Here is a 25,147-nt window from a genome sequence, read left to right as displayed (position 1 = left end):
GTGCCACAACAAGGCTATAAGACTCTATTTAGTTTTTGAGATAATAAAAGTTCTAGTCCTTTATAATCCATGGTATCTTGAAGTATTTCGCTGTTATCCTGTTCTGAGTCGGCATTTTTTAAACTGCTCATAAGTTCAGAAATTTGAAGTTTTACCAAATGCTGCCTAAGCGATAATATGGTTTCGCTAACAAGTTGGGCAATACTTTCTTTCTTATCTCTCACAAAAATTTCTTTACGCTCCCAATCATGCAAAACATGTTGTTCATCATCCATAAGGATAGAGGTTACTTCTTTAGCTTGTTCTGGATCTATCTCATTAATGAACGCATCAATTTTAAGCTCAGATTCTAAGTTGAGTTTGCTAATAATAAGATTATAAAGTGTCTGGAAATTTGAATTAGCGAAAGCAATTTCATCTTCCTGAAGATCAAGATAAATTTTTTCGAACACCTTTAGTTTTTGAGTATCTGCTTCAAGTTTAGGATGGCCATCATCATCTTCTGCTAAATACAGTTCTTCAAAATCATCTTCTAAAGTTCCGTATAATAAAAGGAGGCTAATAATAGTTCGCTCTAATTCATATAGCCTATTAATAACAACTTTTTGCTGCTCTGGTTCTTTTACAACCTCAAAAGACTGCTTGTAGCTTTTGCCTTGGTTTTTTTTTGAATTGTCTTTGGTTTCTTTTGCAGAGAGTTGTGCTAGAGATGAGAATAAGACTTCTTCAGAAATATCCATTATTCTGGAAGTTTCTTTTATATAAACCTCACGTTGTATAGGTTCTGGTATTTTAGAAATACTGGTAACCATATCTCTAATTAGTCCTGCTTTTTTTACAGGATCATTTTTAGAGTCTTCAACAAGAAGAGATGCTTTAAAATTAATAAAATCCTTTGCGTTTTCTTCTAAGTATAGTACAAGGTCTTCTTCGGTATTGTTTTTGGCAAAGCTATCTGGGTCTTCACCGTCTGGAAAGGTACACACCTTTACGTTCATGCCTTGCTCCAAGATTAAATCTATACCTCTTATAGAGGCACGCATTCCTGCAGCATCACCATCAAAAAGGACTGTTATATTTTTGGTGAGTCTGTTTATGAGTCTTATTTGCTCTGGTGTGAGCGCAGTACCAGAAGAAGATACCACATTTTTAATACCACTTTGGTTAAATTGAATGACATCTGTATAACCTTCAACTAAGTAGCAATTATCTTCTTTAGCAATGGTTTGCTTAGCATTGTAAATACCATACAATACTTTACTTTTATCATAAACCTCACTTTGTGGTGAGTTTAAATACTTTGCAGCTTTTTTGTTATTATTATCCAGTATACGACCGCCAAAACCTAAAACCCTACCAGACATAGAGCGAATAGGGAACATGACTCTACCTTTAAATCTGTCAAATTGCTTTTCTTCTTTTACAATTGTAAGCCCTGTTTTTTCTAAGAACTCTAATTGATAGCCTTTCTTAATTGCTTCAGTAGTAAAAGCTTCCCAAGAATCTGGTGAGTACCCTAGTTGAAATGTGTTTATGGTGTCTTCGCTAAAGCCGCGCTCCTTAAAATAACTAAGGCCAATAGCTTTGCCTTCATCGGTTTTGGTAAGCATGTTATTAAAGTAATCTTTGGCAAATTCATTTACCAAATACATACTTTCTTTTTCACTTGCTTGTTCTTTCTCTTCGTCTGTGCGTTCTGTTTCTTCTACTTCTATGCCATATTTATTAGCTAAATACTTTATAGCTTCTGGATAGGAGAAGTGCTCGTGCTCCATTAAGAAAGTAACCACGCTTCCTCCTTTACCACTTGAAAAATCTTTCCATATTTGTTTTACAGGAGACACCATAAAACTTGGCGAGCGCTCATCTGTAAATGGGCTTAAGCCTTTAAAATTAGAGCCAGACTTTTTAAGTTGCACAAAATCACCTATAACCTCTTCTACACGAGCGGTTTCAAATACTTGGGCTATGGTATTTTGTGAAATCAAGAGTTAAAAATTTAAGTAGTACAAACATAGAAAAACCCTTCAGGTTTTAGAAGACTTGAAGGGTTTTTAATTCATAATAACTGGCTAAATCATTGCTTTTAAAAATCTATTCTCAATCCAATTGAGAAGTCGTTTTGTTGTAATGTGCTATCTGTAAATGTATCATTTAAACCATATTTTGCATAAAGGCTAAATCCGCCATAACCTGCATATGCACTAAGACCATAAACAAAGTCTGTGGTGTTAAAATCTCTTTTTTCTTTAGTCTTAACGCGGTCACCATCTACTTTATATTTTAGTTTTTGCATACTGCCAATATTAAATCCGCCATAACCACCTATACCAAATTTCACTTTATGTAGTGTGTTGTAGCTTGTTACACCGTTTTCAATGGTTTTCTTGGATGGTCCAAATTCAAAAAACAAGGGTACAACAAGATTGGTGAGTCTTAATTCAGATTTATCTAGGTCTTCAGAAAACTCTACGATGTTGTTTTGGTTACCATCAACCACAAAATAATTGTTGTTGTCTAAGCTATAGGTATTCCAAACAAATGATAATCCATATTTAAATCTTAAAAAGTTTGTATTCTTAAAGACTCTTGTGTTCCAAGAAATTCCTAATTCGAAAGATCCAGAATCTGAGACGTCGTATGGTGAATTTGATAAAGATTGGTCGTTTACACTACTGTACATAAAACTAGTGGCAAGAACAAATTCTGAAAAGGTGCGAACATCATGATGAGTGGTGTCTTTTACTTTATTGTTGTTTTTATACTGTATTCCAAATACACGTGTGTTGTCGTCTCTATCTAAAGTGCCAAGGCCAATGCTTAAGGTGTAGCCGTTGTCTTTTAAAGTATCGTTTGCAATCCCATTACGTTCTATAAGCGCAATTTTATTTGCAATTATTGTTTTTCTATTTTCAATATTAAGAGCTCTGCGCTCTGCAGCTTCTTGTTTTAATTTTATAGATTCATCTTGAGTTATCTCACCATCTTCATAGCGCTTCATGATGGCTTCAATTTCAACTCTTAATGCTTCTTTTTCCTCATTTTCAATAATTTCTTTTTCAGCATTTAAAAGTGCGATGGTCTCTTTTACATTTTGTGGCTGCTCTGTCTCTTGTGCTGTTACAAATTGGACAAAGGTCAGGCTAATCGCTAACGCGATGAAAGTCATGGTTTTCATAATGGTTTAGGTTTTAAGTTTTATGTAGGCTACTCTAACAAGGCGTTAAAATAGCCCTACATAAGTTTGATTGATGATTAAAATTTTTGTGCTCTGGTCACTACTGAAGATTTTACTTCTTCTAAGCCAGATTTAATTACTGTAAATACTTTTTCTCGAAAAGTTCTCTCGACTTGAATTTCTGCATCACTAAGCAGTGCGCTTGGGTCTACACTTAAGTTTTCGTTTTTCGTCTTGTTAGCGTTTCTTGCACTTGCGGCTTTAAGAAGGTTTTCTATATGCTCATCTGTAAGTTCATTGTTTAAAGCAATATCTTCACTTACCTCTTCAAATTGAAATTTAGGTTTTTGTAATGCAATCTCAGTTAGTGCTTCGGTTTCATTAACTATTGAACTTTCTTTAGATTGTTTAGTAGTGTTAGGGTTTCGAGGTTCGTTAATAGCGATATCATACTTTTGAGAAGCTTTAGGTTTAGATTGCGTTGAAACTTTTTTAGTATTAGTGTTAATTGTTGGTGTAATGGTAGTCTCTTCGGCTATTGTTGTAGCTTCCTTGCTTTCTTTATAACTATCAGTTGTTTTAGTTTTGCTGTCTTGTTCATTTACAGTAGTTTCAACAATATTATGTTCTGTAGAAACAGTATTGTTGGTTGAGTTGAAAAATGTGGTAGCTAAAAATACCAATCCAGCAAAGCTTGCTGCAACACCCATCCAAAGCCAAATTGGCGATTTCTTTTTTGAGCTATCATCTAATTGAGAACTTAATGCATCCCAACTTTTTGAACTCGGCTCAATACGTCTCTTTTCTAAAGACTCCTTTATATGTTCTTCAAATTTAATTGGTGCCATAACTGGTCTGTTTTGTAGTGTTTAATTGTTCTTGAAGCATTTTTCGTGCTTTAAACAATTGTGATTTTGATGTCCCTTGGCTAATTTTCAGTAATTCTGCTATCTCTTGATGTTTGTAACCTTCAACAGCATAAAGAATAAAAACGGCTTTGTAACCTTCTGGTAGCTGGTCTATCATACTTTGAATGTGGGTAACTTGCAAATCGCTTTCAATAGGATCTATACTATTTTGGGACTCTGTACTCATATCCTCAGAAAACTTTAACTTGTCTTGCTTTCTTAAAAAAGAAATTGCTTCACGCACCATAATCTTTCTTATCCAACCTTCAAAACTGCCTTCATTTTTAAAACTGCTTAAGTTGTTAAACACCTTAAAAAATCCTTTTAACATCACATCTTCTGCAAATTGTAAGTCTTTAATGTACTGTCTGCAAACACTAAGCATTTTAGGAGCGTGCTTCTCATACAGGTGTTTTTGAGCACCACGATGATTGCGCATCGCTTTTTCTATAAGTTGTGTTTCATTTTTAAACAGTGTAATGACTTTCATACGTGCTGTGATTGGTTTCTATTTATATAGACGCGAGATGTTTTAAAAAGGTTGCCTGAAGGTATAAAAAAACCCGAAGATTTTTTGTAAAACCTTCGGGTTGTAGTATTTATATTGAAAAATATTAGTCTCTAAGTATGCTTCTAGAGATTACAATTTTCTGTATTTCTGAAGTTCCTTCGTAAATCTGAGTAATTTTTGCATCACGCATTAAACGCTCAACGTGGTATTCTTTTACAAAACCATTACCACCGTGAATCTGTACAGCCTCAACAGTAGTTTCCATAGCTACACGAGATGCGTAAAGTTTTGCCATAGCAGAAGAAAGATCGTAGTTATCACCATTGTCTTTATCCTTTGCAGCTTTCATTACTAACAGACGAGCAGCCTCAATCTCTGTGTGCATATCTGCTAACTTAAACGCAATTGCTTGGTGATTCATGATCTTAGTACCAAACGTTTCACGCTCTTTACTATATTTTTTAGCTAACTCATAAGCACCAGATGCAATACCTAAAGCCTGAGCAGCTATACCAATACGACCACCAGATAATGTTTTCATGGCAAACTTAAAACCGAAGCCGTCTTCACCAATCCTGTTTTCCTTTGGTACTTTTACATCGTTAAAGTTAAGTGTGTGCGTATCACTTCCTCTAATACCTAACTTATCTTCTTTAGGACCAACTTCAAAACCTTCCCATCCTTTTTCAACGATAAAAGCATTAATTCCTTTGTGTCCTTTGTCTTTGTCTGTTTGTGCTATAACTAGGTAATAGTCTGCAGAGCCACCATTTGTTATCCAGTTTTTAGTACCATTTAATAAATAGTGATCACCTTTATCTATAGCAGTTGTGCGTTGTGATGTAGCATCACTACCAGCTTCTGGCTCGCTCAAACAAAATGCACCAAGTTTTTCGCCGGTTGCTAATTTTGTAAGATATTTTTCTTTTTGCTCTTCATTGGCATAAGATTGTAGGCCATAACAAACTAAAGAGTTGTTTACAGAAACAATTACAGAGCAAGATGCATCTATTTTAGATAACTCTTCCATAACTAACACGTAAGAAACAGTATCCATACCGCCACCGCCGTATTTAGGATCTACCATCATTCCTAAAAAGCCAAGTTCTCCCATCTTCTTTACTTGTTCTTTAGGGAATTCCTGTTTGTTATCACGTTCTATTACGCCAGGTAGTAATTCCTGTTTTGCAAAATCGCGAGCAGCATCGCGAATCATTAGGTGTTCTTCGGTAAGTTTAAAATCCATTGATTTTTAGTTTTAAAAAGGATTGCAAAGATAGGTTTTCGCAAACGTTTTCTCAAAATTGTATATTACTTTTACGCATATGGCAAAACAAGAGTATAAAGTTTTAGGAGTTATGAGTGGAACCTCGCTAGATGGTGTAGATATTGCACTTGTAACTTTAACGAAAACTAATGTATGGAGTTTTAAAATTAACACAGCTACTACTATACCTTATCCAGATAATTGGCAGGCAAAACTAAAAGAAGCTATATCATATAAAGCTAAAGATATGGAGGCTTTAAATACCTCTTATACAGTTTACCTTTCTAAGATTATAAATGAATTTATAGCTAAAAATACTTTAGAGGGAATTGATGCCGTTTGTTCTCATGGTCATACAATTAAGCACGAGCCAAATAACGGTTATACCTTACAAATAGGGAACTTACAATCTTTAGCAACACAGCTAAACAAAACTGTTATTTGCGATTTTAGGGTTCAAGATGTTAAATTTGGAGGCCAAGGCGCACCACTTGTGCCAATAGGAGATAGGTTATTGTTTAAAAGCTATGACTATTGTCTTAATTTAGGAGGTTTTGCTAATGTTTCTCAAGAAGTAAACGATGTTCGTTTGGCTTATGATATATGTCCTGTAAATACTATACTTAATTTTTACGCAAATAAAAAAGGGTTGCCTTATGATGATAATGGCAAAATTGCTTCACAGCATCCTGTAAACACAAAATTGCTTAATGAGTTAAATGCACTTTCATTTTACAATAAAAGACCACCAAAATCTCTTGGTGTAGAATGGGTAAATCATACTATACTGCCGATTATTGAAAGTTATAATATTTCTACAGAAGAAAAGATTGCAACCTTTACAGAGCATTGTGCACAGCAAATAGGTAAATCTTTAAACAATACCAAAACATCAACTAATAGTCTAGATGTTTTAGTCACTGGTGGTGGTGCTTTTAATGGTTGGCTAATAGATAGAATTTCAAATCACTGCAACTCAAAACTGCATTTACCAGATGATGAATTAATAAATTACAAAGAGGCATTGGTGTTTGCGTTGTTAGGAGTTTTAAGAATTCGCAATGAAATTAATGTTTTATTGAGTGTAACAGGTGCTTCAACAGACCATTCTTCAGGAATAATTTTCAACCCTTAAAAAAGTATTAAATTGTAATTGCAGAGCCTCCAGTTTTTTATATTTGTAATCCTAATCCAACTTAATGAAAGAGCTCCTCGATTTATACGAAAACAAATCTCCAGAAATAGTCTTTAATTGGAATGACCCAGAAACCGAAGCAGAAGGTTGGGTTGTTATTAACTCACTTCGCGGTGGTGCCGCAGGTGGCGGAACAAGAATGCGTGAAGGCTTAGATATGAATGAAGTGTTATCTCTGGCAAAAACTATGGAGGTGAAGTTTACAGTGTCTGGACCAGCAATTGGTGGTGCAAAATCTGGTATTAACTTTAATCCTAATGATCCTCGTAAGAAAGGAGTCTTAGAACGTTGGTATAAAGCAGTGTCTCCTTTACTTAAAAGTTATTATGGTACAGGTGGCGATCTTAATGTAGATGAAATTCACGAAGTAATTCCTATTACAGAAGAATGTGGTGTTTGGCATCCTCAGGAAGGTGTTTTTTCTGGACATTTTCAACCAACAGAAGCAGATAAAATTAACCGCATTGGCCAATTACGTCAAGGTGTGATAAAAGTATTGGAAAACCCTGAGGTTTCTCCAGATGTCTCTAGGAAATATACTGTTGCAGATATGATAACAGGTTATGGTGTTGCAGAAGCTGTGCATCATTATTATAATATTTATGGTGGCGATATAAAAGGAAAACGCGCCGTTGTGCAAGGTTTTGGAAATGTAGGATCTGCTGCTGCTTATTACTTGTCTCAAATGGGAGCTAAAGTTGTAGGTATAATTGATCGTGTTGGTGGTCTTATTAATGAAGATGGTTTTTCTTTTGAAGAGATTAAAGAGCTATTCTTAACCAAACAAGGTAACACGATTTCTCATCCAGATCTTATTTCATTTGAAGAGATGAATGAGCGTATTTGGTCTTTAGAAACAGAGATATTTGCACCTTGTGCAGCATCTCGATTAATAACTCAGGATCAGATTTCAAGTATGATTGAAACAGGATTAGAAGTAATATCTTGTGGAGCAAATGTTCCGTTTGCAGATAAAGAAATTTTCTTTGGTCCAATAATGGAATTTACAGATAGTCGTGTAAGTGTTATTCCAGACTTTATCTCTAACTGTGGTATGGCTCGAGTATTTGCATATTTTATGGAACGTAGAGTGCAGATGACAGATGAAGCAATTTTCAATGATACATCTATGACGATTAAAAATGCTATTCAAAATACATTTGATAATAATAGTAATAAAACAAATATTAGTAAAACTGCTTTTGAGCTAGCATTGAAACAGCTCGTATAATTAACTACACAATTTATTTATGGAATCTATAATTATTCTTGTTTTCGCAATAGGATACCTCTCAATTACTTTAGAACACCCCTTAAAATTAGATAAAACCGTACCAGCATTAATTATGGCCGCAATTATGTGGGCTTTGTTAGCCGTTGGTTTTACAAGCGGTTGGTTTAACGTGGTAGATACGCATGAAAATGTTTTTAGCTTTTTAGGTATGGATCATCACATAGCCGAAGAAGGTTTTAATAACGCTCTCTTACACCATTTAGGTAAAACAGCAGAAATACTAGTCTTTCTTATTGGTGCAATGACAATTGTTGAAATTATTGACCTTCACAGAGGTTTTGAAATTTTAAAAGGTGCAGTTAAAACAAAAAAGAAAAGAAAATTACTCTGGATAATAGGTATTCTTGCATTTATCTTATCTGCAATTATAGATAACCTTACAGCAACTATTGTATTAATTACATTGTTAAGAAAACTTGTTTATAACCGAGACGAGCGTCTTTGGTTTGCAGGTATGGTTGTAATTGCTGCCAATGCTGGTGGTGCTTGGTCTCCTATTGGAGATGTTACAACAACAATGTTATGGATAGCAGATAAAGTTTCTGCTCTTGGTCTTATAGAGTATATCGTTATACCATCTATAATTTGTTTTGTAGTACCGTTTTTTATCGCTTCACTTCTTCCAGTATTCAAAGGAGATATTTATTTTGATGTTAATGAAGATAAGGAGGCAGAACGTTTATTAAGTAGTAAGACAATGCTGTTCTTAGGTTTAGGAGCAATTGTTTCTGTGCCTGTGTTTAAAACACTTACACACTTACCACCTTATATGGGAATGATGCTTGCTTTAGGTGTAGTTTGGTTGGTATCAGAATACATTCATCCGGAAGAAGACTTTACGCAAGAACGTAGAAAACAATATTCTGCGCACAAGGCATTAAGTAGAATTGAGATTTCATCTATATTATTCTTCTTAGGAATACTTATGGCTGTAGCTGCTTTAGAGACTTTAGTTTATGGTACTATTGGTGGAGAAGAAGTAGGAACACTAAGATATTTAGCAGAAGTACTACAAAGTGCTATACCAAATCAAGATGTTGTAGTAATGATGTTGGGTGTGTTCTCTGCAATTATAGATAACGTACCGTTAGTTGCAGCTTCAATGGGTATGTATACAGCACCAATGGATGCACAATTGTGGCACTTTATTGCTTACTCTGCAGGAACTGGTGGTAGTATGCTAATTATTGGTTCTGCTGCAGGTGTTGCAGCAATGGGAATGGAGAAAATTGATTTCATCTGGTACCTTAAGAAAATTGCTTGGTTAGCAGCTGTAGGTTTTGTAGCAGGTGCAATTGCATTCTTGTTTATTGAAAACTATTTCTAGACAATTTTTAAACCCAATCTACGTTTACTAACAAACTGAATACATAACTATGTCATATACATTTCAAGATGCAGCACAAGATTTAGAACCTGTTGCAGAAGAAAAAACACTTTCTCTACTAGACTTATTGTTTAGTGGAGGTATGGCAGGAAGTATTATAATAGGCGTTTTATTTGTCCTCTTATTTGCTGCTGTCTATATATACTTTGAGCGTTTATTTGCAATTAAAGCAGCCTCTAAAACAGATAAAAATTTTATGCACCAAATACGTGATAACGTTGCCGGTGGTAACATTGAAGCTGCTAAAATTAGATGTGCTCAAGAAAACTCTCCAGTAGCAAGATTAACAGCTAAAGGAATTTCGAGAATAGGAAGCCCTTTAGAAGATATTAATACAGCTATAGAAAATGCTGGAAGGCTTGAGGTTTACAAATTAGAAAAAAATGTAAGTGTTCTTGCAACTATTGCAGGAGCTGCACCTATGATTGGATTTTTAGGTACGGTAATAGGTATGGTTTTAGCATTTCACCAATTAGCAACTAGCAGTGGTCAAGCAGAAATGGGTAACCTTGCAGAAGGAATTTATACCGCTATGACAACTACAGTAGCTGGTCTTATTGTTGGTATTATAGCGTATATTGGATATAACCACTTAGTGGTAAAAACAGATAAAGTTGTACACCAGATGGAAGCAACAGCTGTTGATTTCCTTGACCTGCTAAACGAACCTGCTTAATATGAATTTACGCGGAAGAAATAAAGTAAGTCCAGAATTCAGTATGTCGTCTATGACAGATATTGTGTTCTTGCTATTAGTGTTCTTTTTACTAACCAGTCCACAGATAACACCAGAAGCTTTAGATTTAATCTTGCCTAAAGCTAAAGGTAAAACTACAAACGTTCAGAATGTATCTGTAAGCATTAATAAGGAACTTCAAATTTATGTAGATAAGGAACGTGTTACTACAAGTAACTTAGAACAAACCTTAAAATCTAGATTAAGTGGCGTAGAGGATCCTACAATTATATTAAGAGCAGAAGAAGGTGTGCCTATTGAAAAGGCAGTTAATGTTATGGATATTGCAAACCGAAACAAATACAAGATTGTTTTGGCTGTTAGACCAAATGAAAATTAGTTGAAAGACGTATGAGCTTTATAGAAACAAAACATGAAAAGAAATCTTTGGCAATTACTGTCATAATTCATGTTGCGCTCATATTACTGTTACTATTTTTCGGGTTTACTTATCTAGATCCGCCACCAGAAAACGGTATAGCGGTTAATTTTGGAACGAGTAGTGTAGGTCAAGGAGATGTGCAACCTACAGAACCTGTAAAATCTGCCCCTAAAAACACGTCACAACCAACACCGCCAGAGCCTCAACAAAAAACTCCAGAAATTAAGGAAGAAGTTGTAACTCAAGATATCTCAGATGCTCCAGTAATCGATAAAACTGAAGATAAGAAAGAGGTTAAGAAAGTTGAGAAGCCGGTAGAAAAACCAAAAAAACAAACTCCAGTTGAAAAACCTGTAGAAAAGGTAGAACCAGTTAAGAAACCAGATCCAAAGCCAGATAAGTCTACTACAGATGCATTAAGTAGTATCTTAAATGGACCTAAGAAAGATGGTACTCAAAATGGAGGAGAAGGTAATGACAATCAAGCTGGAGATAAAGGCGATCCTAATGGAGACCCTAATGCTAAATCTTATTATGGCAATGGTAAGGGTTTAGATGGCGATGGTAATTATAGGTTAGGTGGTCGTAAAGCCTTAAATAAGAAAAAATTTGTTCAAGATTGTAATGAGTCTGGTATTGTTGTGGTTAAGATTGAAGTAGATAGAAACGGTAATGTTATAAAAGCAACGCCAGGTGTAAAAGGAACTACAAACAGTGCTTCTTGCCTAACAGAGCCTGCTAAACGTGCTGCGCTTGCAACGCGTTTTAATAGCGATAATAAAGCACCTACTACTCAGGTAGGAACTATTATTTATGAGTTTAAGCTAAGTGAGTAAATAACTACTGTTTTTTAGTTGATCAAATTTAATTCTTTAATATTTTTCTTTCAATTTTAAGTGTTTAAAGTGGTTGGTATTTAGTCGCGTTGTATCTTTGCAAAAATCACATTTAGGTGCGCAATAAAGCATTTGTTTTTATCCTCTTTTTATGCTTTGCTATTAAGCCGATGTATTATATGGGTCAGTACTCATATTATCAGCTTAATATAGATTATATTATTGAAACCTATTGTGTAAATAAAGACAAGCCAGTATTGCAATGTAATGGTAAATGTCACCTCTCTAAACAACTTGATTTAGCATCAACAACAGATTCAGAGTCTAATGAAGGCGCCATCAATTTAGTTTCAGAGTCTTTTTTTCCAGTCTACTTTCAATCCAATGACAATATAACTTTTAATGATTCTAATTTTTCATTTAAAAGTACTTTTAATCATTATTATTTAAACAGATATATCTTCGAAAACAAAAAGAGACTGTTTAGACCTCCAATTTCATAAGTTTTAAAATACAACTGTAATTTACAAGGCTTTGGGCGCTTGCCATTAATAGTGCCTTTATTTTAAAACTAAACACATGAAAAATTTAAAAATAGCATTACTCTTAATGCTAAGTATCTCTATTATATCTTGTTCTGATGACGATGATTCCTCAGGAAATCTTTCAGGACAAACAGGAAATTTAATTATAAAATTTGATAACGGTTATGGCGATCAAGATTTCATTTTTGGTACAGAATACCAAAAATCTAATGATGAGTCTTTTAAATTAGAAACGCTAAAACATAGTAAGTAACATAAGCTTAGAAGATGAAATAGGTAATGTTTACGAATACCCATTTAACGAAAATATTTTTATTGTAGATGAAGCAAATGCAAATGCAGCTGGTGAAATTTGGATTATGTTAGAAGATATTCCTGCAGCAAATTACACAAATGTATCATTTGGGGTTGGTGTAGATCAAGATCGTTATGCAATGGGTGCAGAAGGGCAAGGTGAATTTTTAGAAACTGCAGATGAAGCTGGTATGCTTTGGTCTTGGGCAACAGGATTTAAATTTATAAGAATGGATGGCTCATTTTCTTCAAGTTCTGTTACAAATGATGATTTAAATGTTCATATGGGTAGCGTTGGTACATCTTTAGATAACTATAGAGCAGTGTCTTTATATTTTCCTAATACTGTATTGGTAAGAACAGAGACGCAACCTGAAATTCACATAAAGTCTGACATTTCTAAAGTGTTTGATGGTTCTACTTCTGTTAATTTAATGGATGGTTATAATCAAGTTCACGTAGATCCAGAAACAACTGCTGTAGTTGCCAATAACATCATGACGATGTTTGAGGTGCATCACGTTCATAATAATTAATACTGTATTGTTTGTGTAGCTAAATAATTTTTTGATTTAAGCTACTTCACATTTTTAGAAATGGTAATGCTGTGCGTATTTATTTAAGTACAGCATTGCCAAATTATAAATTTACTTGAATGTGAAACAAGTTATATGGAACAAAACAGTTTATGTTATGAAGTATTTATGTATGCTAATTATAGTTCTGCTATTTTCATCTTGTGCTAAAGATGATGCTATAGAGTATAGTCCTACACCAATAAATTTAGAAATACCATCTAATTTTCCGCCATTAGTTTATGCTATTGAAAATAATCCTTTAACAGAAGAAGGTTTTCAGTTAGGGAAATCTTTGTTTTATGAAGGAAAATTGTCATCAAATAATTCTATTCCGTGTGCATTTTGTCACGAACAAGCATTTGCATTTACTCATCACGGCCACAATGTTAGTAATGGTGTGGATGGTGGTATTGGAATAAGAAACTCTCAGCCTATTCAAAACTTAGTATTTCAATCTGAATTTACCTGGGATGGTGCAGCTACTCATTTAGATTTACAACCTATAATACCTATTACTAATGAGGTTGAAATGAATGAAAGCTTAAGCAATGTTGTTGATAAACTAAAAGCAGACGCTTATTATAGGTCTGCTTTTGCCTTGGCTTTTGAAGATGGAAAGATCAATGGAGAAAATTTGCTTAAAGCACTATCGCAATTCATGGTGATGATGGTTTCAACCAACTCTAAGTATGATAGAATGATACGACAAGAAGGTAACGAAACCTTTTCAGTTTTAGAAAATGATGGCCTGGTAACGTTCCAACAAAAATGTACTTCTTGTCACGCTACAGATTTATTTACAGACCAATCATACAGAAATAATGGGCTTTCGGTAAATCCACAAGTAGATGATAAAGGCAGGTATAACGTTTTTCAAAACCCAGATGATCTGTATAAGTTTAAAGTTCCTAGTTTAAGAAATGTGGAGCATTCTTTTCCTTATATGCACGACGGTCGTTTTGAAACTTTAGAAGCTGTTGTAAATTTTTATGATAATGGTCTTACTGATAACGGCAATGTAGATCCTTTGTTAGTTTCTGAAAATGGCAGTTTGGGAATACCACTTACAGATTACGAAAAGCAAAGTTTAGTAGCTTTTTTAAAAACACTTACAGATAATGAATTTTTACAAAATGAAAGATTTTCAGATTTCTAAAATATCAATACTACTTTTAGTTTTTACTCTAAGTATTGTAACACAACTCAGTGCTAAAGAATTATGTAAGGGCAGAAAAACGACTATTCCGAAATTTGGATTAACACTACTAGAAGAAGACTGCGATTTATGTGGGTGTACCACTAGTAGTGGTAGTTCTGCATTTGGAGATTTAAGTATGTCTAATTTTATTGGTGTGAGATACATTTATCAGCAATACGAATCTCGCAATGGTATATTTGAAAACTCGCCAACTAGTGACGAGCATTTTAATACGTATCAAATTTGGGGTAGGGTGCCAATTAGTAAAAATATATTTTTAAATGCTGTGATACCGTATCAAGATTTAAGACGAAATTTTGATGATAGAAGCGAGCACTTAAATGGTTTAGGAGATGTGAATATTACAGGGTTTTACCAATTTAAATTTTATAAAAAAGAAGAAAACACTAACGATAATGAGGAAAATTATGCGTGGTCTGATACTAGAGAGTTATCAAATCATACCTTAAATATTGGTTTGGGAGTAAAGCTGCCAACAGGTGAGTTTGAAGAAGAATTAGCAGATAAAGTAAATCCAGGTTTTCAAGTTGGAACAGGTAGTTGGGATGTATATCCTATTGTAATGTATGGATATTCAAATAACAATTTAGGTGTTACTACAACCATCGCCTATTATTTTAAATCGGAAAATAAGAATGAATATAAATTTGGAAACCAATTAAGCTATTCAACAACTATGTATTATACGCTTTTAAGGAATGAAAAGGCTATTAAGCCATTTCTGGGTCTATCTGGAGATGTTTTTGATTCAATAGAACAATTTGGGGAGACTTTAGTAAATACAGATGGCTCAATATTTAATGGAGCAGTTGGTATGGAGTATGCAACAGGCAAAATATTATTAGGCGCAAAATATACACAGCCGTTATATCAAGATTTATTTAATGGAAATGTTAAGTCTAAATCTCAAATAGCATTATATCTTAATTTTTCAATTTAATTAATAAAGGGGTTACTGTAAGTTTTAAGTTTACAGTACACCTTTTTTATATTCTCTCACCATGTTGGGAATTGTCTAGACCGCGTTCTTCTTGATCTTCCCTTACTCTAACTGGTAAAACTAAATCTACAATTTTATAGATAAGCAAACTACCTCCGAAAACACCTATAGAAACGAGTATTAAGGCAATTAGATGAAACATAAAAGTTTCTGTCTCTCCATAAATTAAACCCACATCCTTAGCAAGAACTCCTGTTAAAATCATACCGACAATACCTCCAACTCCATGACTAGGAAATACATCTAGTGTGTCATCAATATTACATTGTTTCTGTACTTGAATAGCAATATTACTTATAACCGCAGCAAAGAAACCAATGAAAATACTTTGACCTAAATTAACAAAACCTGCCGCTGGTGTTATAGCAACTAAACCTACAATTGCTCCAATACACGCGCCAATAGCAGACATTTTTTTATTAAGCATGCGGTCTAAAAAAATCCAAGTAATCATACTTGTTGCAGAAGCCAAGTTTGTGTTTGCAAATGCTATTACAGCATCTACGTTAGCACCTAGCGCAGAGCCGGCATTAAAGCCAAACCAACCAAACCAAAGTAATCCTGTTCCTAATATTACAAATGGGATGTTTGCTGGCTCTTCAATCATTTTTTTGCGTTTTCCTAAATATATTGCACCGGCAAGTGCAGCTAATCCAGCAGAAAGGTGGACTACTGTACCTCCAGCAAAATCTAACACTCCCCAATTCCTTAGCAAACCTTCTGGATGCCAAGTCATATGTGCTAATGGACAGTAAATAAATAATGAAAATAATATCATTATTAAAATGTAGCTTCTAAATCTTATGCGCTCTGCAAAACTTCCAGTTATTAATGCAGGAGCAATTATTGCAAATTTTAACTGAAATAATGCGAACAATAAAAATGGTATTGTTGATGAAAAGTCAGGGTTGGGTGAAAGCGTAACGTTATTAAAATTAAAGTAAGTAAAAGGATTTCCAATAATACCATGGTAGCTCTCTCCAAATGCAAGGCTAAAGCCGATAAACACCCAAAGAACACTTATAACTCCTAAAGCAACAAAACTTTGTAACATTGTGGAGATAACATTTTTTCTATTGACTAAACCTCCGTAAAAAAAAGCCAACCCTGGCGTCATTAATAATACAAATGCACTAGCTACAATCATCCAAGCAGTATCTCCAGTATTAATACTGTAATTAGTAGATTCAATAAATGTGTATTCAGCACTACAGATTAGACTAATAATGACAATTGCAGTCAATATTATAAAGTTTAATTTTTTACTCATGATAATTATTTTTTATAAAAATATACATTTGAAATAATTACCCCTATAAAATATAGGGGTAAAAATAAATATTTATTGAAATAATGATAATTAACCCTTAAAAATAACAGGTAATTAATAATGTTGTTGTTTTCAGTATTTATTTTGTATTTACTGTAATTTTCAATAATCTTCTTAATTTTACTTAAAATTTAAGCTGTTGAATTATAAAGAAACTACTGATTGGTTATTTAAGCAATTACCAATGTATCAAAATCAAGGAGAGTCAGCATATAAAGCGAACCTTGATAATATTGTGATACTAGATGAGTATTTAGATTTTCCTCATCGTAATTTTAAATCTATACATGTAGCAGGAACTAATGGTAAAGGGTCTACGAGCCATATGTTGGCTTCAGTTTTTCAAGAAGCTGGTTATAAAGTTGGTTTGTATACATCTCCGCATTTAAAAGATTTTAGAGAACGAATAAAAATAAATGGAGAAGTTATAAGTGAATGTGAAGTAGTTGATTTTGTAAAAGTAAACAGAAATTTTTTTGAAAAAAATAATCTTTCTTTTTTTGAAATGACAGTTGGTATGGCATTCGACTATTTTTCTAATCAAAAAGTAGATATTGCCATTATAGAAGTTGGGTTAGGTGGAAGATTAGATAGTACAAACATTATAACTCCAGAATTATCTATAATAACAAACATAAGCTTAGATCATACTAAATTTTTAGGGACTACTTTAGAGAGTATTGCAAAAGAAAAATCTGGAATTATTAAATCTAATATTCCAGTGGTAATTGGACAGGCTGATTATGAGTTGAGATTGGTATTTAATGAGGTTGCTAAGAAAAATAATGCTGAGATAATATTTACTGAAGATTTTAGATTTAAAAATTTAGAGTCTGATTTACTAGGAGATTATCAAGTCTTTAATATGAAAACTGTTCAGGCAGCTTTTAAAATACTTCAAGAATCTTGGAATTTAAAGCCAGTCCATTTAAAAAAAGGTCTATTAAAAACTGTTGCAAATACAAGTTTGCTTGGAAGGTGGCAAAAACTTAGCGAAAACCCTTTAGTTCTATGCGATACAGCGCATAATGAAGAAGGCTTAAAAATAGTAATATCACAATTAAAAAAGCTTGAATATGCAACATTGCATATTATATTGGGAGTAGTTAATGACAAAGATTTAAACAAGTTACTACCAATATTTCCTAAAGATGCAAAATATTATTTTTCTAAACCTAATGTCCCAAGAGGCTTAAATGAAACTGAGTTAAAAAATAGAGCAAAACATTTTCAACTTTTAGGAAATAGTTATACCTCGGTTAGTAAAGCTTTAAGTGCTTCAAAGTTAGGGGCTAAAAAAAATGATTTAATATTTATTGGTGGTAGTACGTTTACCGTGGCAGAAATAATTTAATTTTTTTTTTGAAAAAACATTTTGACAATTGTAAAATAAACTTATATTTGCATCCGCTTACAGAGCAGGGCGCATAGCTCAGTTGGTTCAGAGCACTTGGTTTACACCCAAGGGGTCGGGGGTTCGAATCCCTCTGCGCCCACAGAATTAAAAAAAACCACATCGAAAGATGTGGTTTTTTTAGTTTTATAAACGTTTAATTTTACTAGAGTCTCATTCCGAGCTTTAAATTAAAAATTCTAGGTGTTAAAAAATTAGGAATAGCAAATTGCTGTTGTGTGCTAGCATCTCTTACAAATGTATTTGTTATTGAATTTTGAACATCGAATATGTTGAAGATTTCAAAACCAAGAGTAAGTTCCTTAAAAGGGTGTAGCCAATGACCTTTACTGAAAGTTTTATTTTGATCTGCAAGTACATAGAATATCCCTAGATCTGCCCTTTTATAGTCTCTTAGACGGGTTTGAAAATCATAAGGGTCTGCGTAGTTGGGAGAGCCTCCAGGTAGTCCTGTATTGTAAACTAAGTTTAAATACATTTTTAAACTTGGTATTCTTGGAACATAATCTTGAAGTAATACGCCAAACTTTAAACGTTGATCTGTAGGCCTTGCAATATAGCCTCGGTCATTTATGTTCTCTTCAGTTTTAAGGTACCCAAAACTAACCCAACTTTCTGTGCCAGGAACAAACTCACCGTTTAAGCGCATATCTAACCCATAAGCATATGCTTTTGCATTATTATTAGCTGCATACCTTATCCTTACGTTTTCAATTGTGTATGGGTTTACATCTGTAATACTCTTATAGTAAAGTTCGCTTACAAGTTTAAATGGGCGGTTCCAGAGCTTAAAGCTATAGTCATTACCTAATACTAAGTGAACACTCTGTTGTGCTTTTACATTTGGTCTTACAGTCCCTGTAGAGTCTCGAAGCTCTCTATAGAAAGGAGGTTGATGATATAGTCCTCCTGAAATTCTAAATATCATATCCTTTTCCCAATCGGGCTTAACGGCAAATTGTGCTCTAGGACTTATCACTGCTTGGCTTTCGGTTGTGTTTGTTAGGTTGTCATTAACAGTCCATTGGTGTGCTCTAATACCAAGGTTGTAAAAGATTTCAGTATTACCTATTACAGTTTTGTTGCCATATTGTGCGTATGCTTGTATCCTATCAATCTGTGTTTCGTTAAATGCTCTCACACTTGAGTAAGGTGTTAAAGGTGCGTCAAAAGCTTGATATGGTTGGTCGTTTGCAAAGTCTGAAAAGGGTGGTCTTATTGAAAAGCCAGCAGAGTCTACTACTTCGTACTCTTGTTGTCTGTCTCTAATATCTTCATGAGTATACTTGATACCATAATCTATTAAGTGATCATTGATAGAGATTGTTCCTTTATGCTCTAAGTTGAAAATTAGTGCATCAAGATCATTTCTTGCATGTGTAAGCTGTGATCCTGCTGCTCTGGTAAACTCAACCTCGCCTAAATCTTCGCTTCCAATATCAGTATTAGGAACACCTAATCTATATTCTGCAAATATGTCAAAATGTTCTTGTTCTTGGGTGTTGTAGGTTGAGGCAATGAGTTTTGCGGTATAATTGTCTGAAACATCATATGTAGCTTTGAGCGCTCCAAAATAGGTTTCGTAGCGATCTTCTTCTTGACCATCGTAAAATACAACTAATGCTAAAGGGTCTTGCAGCGTCCCGAAATTGGTTTGCCTAGCTTGAGGCTCAAAATTGTAATCATTAACTGAAACATTACCTAAAAAGCCCAATTCAAATTTATCTGTTACTCTGTAGCTAAGAAATGTTTGAGCATCAGCAAATCCTGCTCTGTAATTAGTCTCCGTTTCTCTGGAGTTAACAAATAATCCATTGTCTCTATATCTTAATCCTACAATGCCTGAAAATTTATCATCTTTTGAAATTCCTTCAACAGAAATACTTCCACCTAATAAAGAGGCTTCTAAAGATGCTCCGAAATCTACGGGTCTTCTGTAGGTAATATCTAATACAGAAGATAATTTGTCTCCATACTTTGCTTGAAAGCCTCCTGCTGAAAATTCAACATTTCTTACTAAATCTGTATTCACGAAAGAGAGACCTTCTTGTTGTCCGCTTCTAATTAAAAATGGTCTATAAACTTCAATTTCGTTTACATAAACTAAGTTTTCATCATAATTACCGCCTCGCACAGCATATTGTGTAGATAGCTCATTATTATTGCTTACACCTGGTAAAAGTTTAAGTAAAGTCTCTACACCTGCGTTAGCTCCAGGAATTTTTCGAATAGTTTCTGGCGCTAAGGTAACAATACCTTCAACACGTTGACGCTGTCCAGTTTTAATGATGACTTCAGAAATTTGCTCAATGTCTGTTTTAAATAGTGGATTAAATTCATAAATATCTCCACTAGTTAAATTAACAGTGATTTTAATGTTTTTAAATCCAACGTGAGAATACGTAATTTTTACATCTTGGTTTGATGGAATTTTTAAACTATAAGTTCCGTTTATATCGGTTTCTGTTCCATTATTGGAGGTGCTAATGTTTACTCCTAAAATTGGTGTTTTGGCATCATCTAAAATAATACCTTGAACGGTTGCGGTTTGAGCAGATACTTGGTATAAAAGACAAGTAAAAAGCACATAAAATAGGGTAGATTTTTTCAACAGGATTTAGTTTTTTCTAAAGAAGGTACTTTCAAAAGTAGTACTATTTCCAACATTATCTGTGACTATCACTTGTAATTTGTTTTCAGTTTCGGTGACAACTCCATCTTCAAAACTATGAGTTAATGTGCCTTTTTTGTAATTGTATTCGGTAAGAATGTATTTCCCGTTAACTGTAGCGTGATAATTTTTTATACCGGAACCTTTATCTTCAATTTTTAGCCTTAAGGTTGTGTTGTTGCTAATCCATTTTTTATTGGAGAAATTTAAAGCCTTAATTTCTGGGGCAATAGTATCTTCAACAAGTGTGTATATTCCAAATGTTCTAGTTTTTGTGGTAAACCTAGCTCCTTTCTTGTATGTTGATACATATGATGGGTTTTTATAATAACCATATAATCTTGCTATGTATAATTTCTTACGATCTTCTAGACTGTATTTTTCTACATCAAAACCTATGGTGATATTTTTATGAATAGGAGTGTTGTCTTCGTGAAAGTGAATACTGTCACCAACAAATTTTATATTTAAATAGGTGTTTTCATAAAGAGCGTTAGATGGTATATAAACATCAATTCCTTTTTCCTCAAAAGCTGTTGCTTCATCTGCATCTACAAAATATGAAGTAGTTTTAATATCTTTTGGTTTAATGCTTGCGTAAGTTTCGCCTTCTATAGGGATTCTAACAATCCTTTTATTTCCTGAAAAATCACTTACAATAATTGTATAAGTAAAAGAATGCTCATCTGTAATAGATAAATACCCGTTGTTTTCTAAATTTTTATAAACACTAAGAGGATTGTTTTCTTGAACAAAAAGCATTTGTACTCTGCTCTTGTAATCTTTGAAATATTCATAATCTATCATTCTGTTTAGATAGCGTGTTTCTGAGAAGCTAAACCTATCCATTTGTATAGAGAAGTTTGGGTTGCCGTTTATTTGAGTGTCAATTTTATAAATACCATTTTTATTTGGAGCATAATCTTGTCTGTCTACAGTAGAAATACCAAACCCTAAATTACCGCAAGCCTTAATTTTTTCTGCAGTATAACTGCCATCTTGTTGAGGAATAAGTCTTAATTTTTGTTTGTTGGCATCTCCATTTACATGACTATTATCATCTTGAGGATATACCCATAAACTATTTATAATTGGAGCCGTCGTGTCTTTAATGTCGATATTAAACAGCATAGGATTCATTGGTCTGCTATTGCCATCTCTTATTTCAAAATGCAAATGAGGACCACCACTACTTCCAGAATTTCCAGAGAAAGCTATGAGTTCTCCTTGTTGAACATTAAGATCTGTAGATGTAGGGAAAACTTCTATCTCATAACTTTGCTTCTCATACTGCCTCTTTTTTATGTAGGCTTCAATTTTTGGTGAAAATCTTTGTAAATGAGCATAAACGGTAGAGTAGCCGTTAGGGTGTGTGATGTAAAGCGCCTTTCCGTAGCCGTAATGTGATATTTTAATTCTAGAAACATAACCTTCAGCTGAAGCTAATACATCATAACCTTCTTTTTGAAGTGTTTTAATATCCATACCACTGTGAAAATGATTAGATCTTAATTCTCCAAAGGTCCCAGATAATTTTAAATCAATATTTAAGGGATTAGAAAAATACTCTGTTGGAACTTCAGGTTGTGCAGCTACGCCATTTGTGATAAAATAACAAATGAATAGACTCAGGAAAAATTGTTTTGTCATCATAAAAATCTGTTCAGCTAAATATAAGACAAACGTAGTAAACCTTGGCTAATTGTGTAGATTTTTAGATTTAAGTACAGTTTTTTATGTTGAAATAAGTAAAACAATTTTAATACTATTAAATGCGCTTTATTTAAAATTGGAAAGTAAAATTTACCCGTATTCCTCGAGAGGTGAAAAAAGCAAACTTTAAAATATTAACTTTTAATAATTGTAAAAATTTAAGTTGTAAATAAGTCTATGAAACCATTGGCTTATTCAATCCAGTTACATAAATTTGTAAGGATAAGCATAAGTAAAGGCGTGTATGAGTAATTTGGTGAAACTTGTTGAAGCTTTGGAAGATAAGATTGGCAAGTTGGTAGAAAAACAAAGCCAAAGCACTCATAAAATTGCGAAACTGGAACGTGATTTAGAGCTTTCAGGAGCAGAAGTAAATAATTTGCAGAAGCACATAGAAGCTTTAGAGGCAAAAAACCAGACGTTAAAAACCGCTAATGCTATGCTGGGCAGTAATGAGTACAAGAAAGAAACGAAGCTTAAGATTAACAGCCTAATGCGGGAAATAGATCAATGTATCGTTCAGCTTTCTGAATAAATAAAAGGCTATGGCCGACAAACTGAAAATAAAATTATCTATAGCAGATAGAGTTTATCCAATGTCGATAAACCCTAAGCAGGAAGAGGCGTTAAGAAAAGCCACGAAGAGTATAGAGCAAATGATTAAGCAGTTTGAGCAAAATTATGCAGTAAGAGATAAGCAAGATGTATTAGCAATGTGTGCGTTGCAGTTTGCATCTAAGACTGTACAGATGACCATAGACGACCAAGGTGAGGTTGCAGAAATAGAAGACAAATTGAAAAACTTGAACCTCTTTCTGGAACAACAATTAACCTAACATTACGTTCTTTAAAATAAACAAGCATTACTGCCTGTGTTAGCAACCTTTTTGATAAACTTAACAATCAATTATTTGAAAAGGGTAAGTTTTAATTGTAAAAACAAGCCGTCTTAGAACGGAAGTTTGATCAGTTATGTAGCCCTAAACTTTATTATTTATGAAGTTTATACAAAACCAATGCTAATACAGGCTTTTTTTATACCGTAAACTGAAATGATATTTCATAAACGGGTTTTTATTTAAACATACATATATGAGCACTACAATACTTTACTTTACCATTATTGGCGTTATAGGCGTTGCAATTGGGTATATCATTGCTAAAATGATAGAAAGATCTGCATCATCTAAGATCATTACAGATGCAGAAAAATCTGCAGCTACGATCATAAAAGATGCTAAAACAGAAGGCGAAAGCATAAAGAAAGATAAAATACTTCAAGCTAAAGAAAAGTTTATCGAGCTAAAATCTGAGCACGAAAAAGTAATAAACAGTAGAGAGAAAAAAATGTCTGATGCCGAGAAACGCACCAGAGATAAAGAGTCTAAAATTTCTAGTGAATTAGGTAGAAATAAAAAACTAAATTCAGAATTAGATGATAAGCTAAAAGACTACAACCATCGTATAGACTACCTAGAAAAGAAGCAGGCAGAAATAGATAAAGTACACACTCAAAAAGTACAACAGTTAGAAGTAATAAGTGGCCTTTCTGCAGATGATGCTAAGGACCAACTTATGGAATCTTTAAAGGAAACAGCCAAGACAGATGCAATGGCTATGATCCAAAATACTATTGAAGATGCCAAGATGACTGCCCAACAAGAAGCTAAGAAAATTGTAATAAATACAATACAACGTATAGGTACAGAAGAAGCAATAGATAATTGCGTGTCTGTATTTAACTTAGAGAGTGACGATGTAAAAGGACGTATTATTGGTCGTGAAGGTCGTAATATTCGTGCTATTGAAGCTGCAACAGGAGTAGAGATTATTGTAGATGACACTCCAGAAGCTATAATACTTTCTTGTTTTGATTCTGTACGAAGAGAAGTTGCAAGATTATCACTTCATAAATTGGTGACAGATGGAAGAATTCACCCAGCACGAATTGAAGAGGTTGTTAAGAAAACACGTAAAGCAATTGATGAAGAGATTATCGAAGTAGGTAAACGCACAGTAATCGATTTAGGTATTCACGGTCTACATCCAGAACTTATTAAAATGGTAGGACGTATGAAATACCGTTCGTCTTACGGTCAAAACTTATTACAACACTCAAGAGAGGTTGCAAAACTTTGTGGTGTTATGGCTGCAGAGCTTGGCGTTAACGCAAAACTTGCTAAACGTGCAGGATTATTACACGATATAGGTAAGGTTCCAGAAACAGAAATGGAAACACCACACGCTATTTTAGGTATGGAAATGGCTCAGAAGTATGGAGAGAAAGATGATGTGTGTAACGCTATTGGAGCTCACCATGATGAAATAGAAATGAAATCTCTATTATCTCCAATAATTCAAGTGTGTGATGCTATTAGTGGTGCAAGACCAGGCGCGAGAAGACAGGTTTTAGATTCTTATATACAACGTCTTAAAGACTTGGAAGATATAGCATTTGGATTTACAGGTGTAAAGAAAGCATATGCTATACAAGCTGGACGCGAGCTTCGTGTTATTGTAGAAAGTGAAAAAGTAAATGATGATAAAGCTTCAAACTTATCTTTTGAAATTTCTCAGAAAATACAAACAGATATGACGTATCCAGGACAAGTTAAAGTAACTGTTATACGTGAAACACGCGCAGTAAATATTGCTAAATAAATACGCCTAACCTCTTAAAGATCTTTTA

23 protein-coding genes, 1 tRNA gene and 1 other RNA gene are annotated in these 25,147 nt (G+C 33.8%); 17 read left to right on the top strand and 8 right to left on the bottom strand.

Annotation, left to right across the window (positions count from 1 at the left end):
* Window positions 1-14: 14 nt before the first annotated feature.
* The 5 genes from dnaG to CL818_RS11635 form a co-directional block, all read right to left on the bottom strand.
* Window positions 15-1,988 (bottom strand): DNA primase, encoded by a 1,974-nt coding sequence (gene dnaG, locus CL818_RS11655; RefSeq protein WP_272973489.1) that lies wholly within the window; start codon window positions 1,986-1,988, stop codon window positions 15-17.
* A 98-nt stretch (window positions 1,989-2,086) separates the two neighbouring features.
* Window positions 2,087-3,178: a porin family protein gene (locus CL818_RS11650; protein ID WP_272973490.1), complete on the bottom strand. Its 1,092-nt coding sequence runs from the start codon at window positions 3,176-3,178 to the stop codon at window positions 2,087-2,089.
* A 77-nt stretch (window positions 3,179-3,255) separates the two neighbouring features.
* The gene (locus CL818_RS11645) at window positions 3,256-4,026 is read right to left on the bottom strand and encodes a hypothetical protein (protein ID WP_272973491.1); all 771 of its coding nucleotides are present in this window, start codon (window positions 4,024-4,026) and stop codon (window positions 3,256-3,258) included.
* Complete coding sequence (locus CL818_RS11640; RefSeq protein WP_272973492.1) at window positions 4,013-4,576, bottom strand: RNA polymerase sigma factor; 564 nt, start codon at window positions 4,574-4,576, stop codon at window positions 4,013-4,015. Before CL818_RS11640 ends, CL818_RS11645 begins: the two co-directional genes overlap by 14 nt.
* Window positions 4,577-4,700: 124 nt before the next feature.
* Complete coding sequence (locus tag CL818_RS11635) at window positions 4,701-5,843, bottom strand: acyl-CoA dehydrogenase (protein ID WP_013187081.1); 1,143 nt, start codon at window positions 5,841-5,843, stop codon at window positions 4,701-4,703.
* 79 nt (window positions 5,844-5,922) lie between these two features.
* Between CL818_RS11635 and CL818_RS11630 the strand changes: the two genes are divergently transcribed.
* The 11 genes from CL818_RS11630 (at window position 5,923) to CL818_RS11580 (ending at window position 15,270) form a co-directional block, all read left to right on the top strand.
* Window positions 5,923-6,999 carry an anhydro-N-acetylmuramic acid kinase gene (locus tag CL818_RS11630; RefSeq protein ID WP_272973493.1) on the top strand — a complete coding sequence of 359 codons (1,077 nt, stop codon included), beginning with the start codon at window positions 5,923-5,925 and terminating at the stop codon, window positions 6,997-6,999.
* Between the two features lie 64 nt (window positions 7,000-7,063).
* Window positions 7,064-8,290 (top strand): Glu/Leu/Phe/Val dehydrogenase dimerization domain-containing protein, encoded by a 1,227-nt coding sequence (locus CL818_RS11625; RefSeq protein ID WP_013187083.1) that lies wholly within the window; start codon window positions 7,064-7,066, stop codon window positions 8,288-8,290.
* A 19-nt stretch (window positions 8,291-8,309) separates the two neighbouring features.
* Window positions 8,310-9,680, top strand: coding sequence for a sodium:proton antiporter NhaD (nhaD, locus tag CL818_RS11620; protein ID WP_219359680.1), 1,371 nt, complete (start codon window positions 8,310-8,312; stop codon window positions 9,678-9,680).
* Window positions 9,681-9,729: 49 nt separating this feature from the next.
* Complete coding sequence (locus CL818_RS11615) at window positions 9,730-10,416, top strand: MotA/TolQ/ExbB proton channel family protein (protein WP_013187085.1); 687 nt, start codon at window positions 9,730-9,732, stop codon at window positions 10,414-10,416.
* A 1-nt stretch (window position 10,417) separates the two neighbouring features.
* On the top strand, window positions 10,418-10,816 hold the full coding sequence (locus tag CL818_RS11610) for an ExbD/TolR family protein (protein ID WP_013187086.1): 399 nt from the start codon (window positions 10,418-10,420) through the stop codon (window positions 10,814-10,816).
* Window positions 10,817-10,827: 11 nt separating this feature from the next.
* Window positions 10,828-11,694: an energy transducer TonB gene (locus CL818_RS11605; protein WP_272973495.1), complete on the top strand. Its 867-nt coding sequence runs from the start codon at window positions 10,828-10,830 to the stop codon at window positions 11,692-11,694.
* 179 nt (window positions 11,695-11,873) lie between these two features.
* Window positions 11,874-12,197, top strand: coding sequence for a hypothetical protein (locus CL818_RS11600; protein WP_272973496.1), 324 nt, complete (start codon window positions 11,874-11,876; stop codon window positions 12,195-12,197).
* Window positions 12,198-12,273: 76 nt separating this feature from the next.
* On the top strand, window positions 12,274-12,492 hold the full coding sequence (locus CL818_RS11595) for a hypothetical protein (protein WP_272973497.1): 219 nt from the start codon (window positions 12,274-12,276) through the stop codon (window positions 12,490-12,492).
* Window positions 12,482-13,069 carry an MbnP family protein gene (locus CL818_RS11590; RefSeq protein ID WP_353743995.1) on the top strand — a complete coding sequence of 196 codons (588 nt, stop codon included), beginning with the start codon at window positions 12,482-12,484 and terminating at the stop codon, window positions 13,067-13,069. The genes CL818_RS11595 and CL818_RS11590 overlap by 11 nt, the downstream gene beginning before the upstream one ends.
* Before the next feature lie 172 nt (window positions 13,070-13,241).
* Window positions 13,242-14,267, top strand: a complete 1,026-nt coding sequence (locus CL818_RS11585; RefSeq protein ID WP_286973223.1) for a cytochrome-c peroxidase — start codon at window positions 13,242-13,244, stop codon at window positions 14,265-14,267.
* A complete protein-coding gene (locus CL818_RS11580; protein WP_272973500.1) occupies window positions 14,230-15,270 on the top strand; it encodes a transporter family protein in 1,041 nt (346 codons plus the stop codon). Before CL818_RS11585 ends, CL818_RS11580 begins: the two co-directional genes overlap by 38 nt.
* 46 nt (window positions 15,271-15,316) lie before the next feature.
* On the opposite strand, the gene CL818_RS11575 is transcribed toward CL818_RS11580, so the two are convergent.
* Window positions 15,317-16,600, bottom strand: coding sequence for an ammonium transporter (locus tag CL818_RS11575; RefSeq protein WP_272973501.1), 1,284 nt, complete (start codon window positions 16,598-16,600; stop codon window positions 15,317-15,319).
* A 199-nt stretch (window positions 16,601-16,799) separates the two neighbouring features.
* Between CL818_RS11575 and CL818_RS11570 the strand changes: the two genes are divergently transcribed.
* Both CL818_RS11570 and CL818_RS11565 read left to right on the top strand, forming a co-directional pair.
* Complete coding sequence (locus CL818_RS11570) at window positions 16,800-18,014, top strand: bifunctional folylpolyglutamate synthase/dihydrofolate synthase (RefSeq protein ID WP_272973502.1); 1,215 nt, start codon at window positions 16,800-16,802, stop codon at window positions 18,012-18,014.
* A 67-nt stretch (window positions 18,015-18,081) separates the two neighbouring features.
* Window positions 18,082-18,156: transfer RNA gene (locus CL818_RS11565), tRNA-Val, on the top strand.
* A gap of 63 nt (window positions 18,157-18,219) precedes the next feature.
* Here the strand turns inward: CL818_RS11565 and CL818_RS11560 are convergent.
* Window positions 18,220-20,685, bottom strand: coding sequence for a TonB-dependent receptor (locus CL818_RS11560; RefSeq protein ID WP_272973503.1), 2,466 nt, complete (start codon window positions 20,683-20,685; stop codon window positions 18,220-18,222).
* A 6-nt stretch (window positions 20,686-20,691) separates the two neighbouring features.
* Window positions 20,692-22,398 carry a M23 family metallopeptidase gene (locus CL818_RS11555; protein ID WP_353743991.1) on the bottom strand — a complete coding sequence of 569 codons (1,707 nt, stop codon included), beginning with the start codon at window positions 22,396-22,398 and terminating at the stop codon, window positions 20,692-20,694.
* Between the two features lie 304 nt (window positions 22,399-22,702).
* On the opposite strand from CL818_RS11555, the gene CL818_RS11550 reads away from it, so the two are divergent.
* The 4 genes from CL818_RS11550 to rny all read left to right on the top strand — a co-directional run bounded on the left by CL818_RS11550 (window position 22,703) and on the right by rny (window position 25,119).
* Complete coding sequence (locus CL818_RS11550; RefSeq protein ID WP_013187096.1) at window positions 22,703-22,993, top strand: hypothetical protein; 291 nt, start codon at window positions 22,703-22,705, stop codon at window positions 22,991-22,993.
* A 10-nt stretch (window positions 22,994-23,003) separates the two neighbouring features.
* On the top strand, window positions 23,004-23,294 hold the full coding sequence (locus CL818_RS11545; RefSeq protein ID WP_013187097.1) for a cell division protein ZapA: 291 nt from the start codon (window positions 23,004-23,006) through the stop codon (window positions 23,292-23,294).
* Between the two features lie 58 nt (window positions 23,295-23,352).
* A non-coding RNA gene (gene ssrS, locus CL818_RS11540) (6S RNA) lies at window positions 23,353-23,463 on the top strand.
* An 87-nt stretch (window positions 23,464-23,550) separates the two neighbouring features.
* Window positions 23,551-25,119, top strand: a complete 1,569-nt coding sequence (gene rny, locus CL818_RS11535; protein ID WP_013187098.1) for a ribonuclease Y — start codon at window positions 23,551-23,553, stop codon at window positions 25,117-25,119.
* The last annotated feature ends 28 nt before the right edge of the window (window positions 25,120-25,147 follow it).

The sequence above is a fragment of the Croceibacter sp. genome (assembly GCF_002716225.1).
Classification (GTDB): Bacteria; Bacteroidota; Bacteroidia; order Flavobacteriales; family Flavobacteriaceae; genus Croceibacter; species Croceibacter atlanticus.
This window is presented reverse-complemented; position numbering and strand designations above follow the sequence as displayed.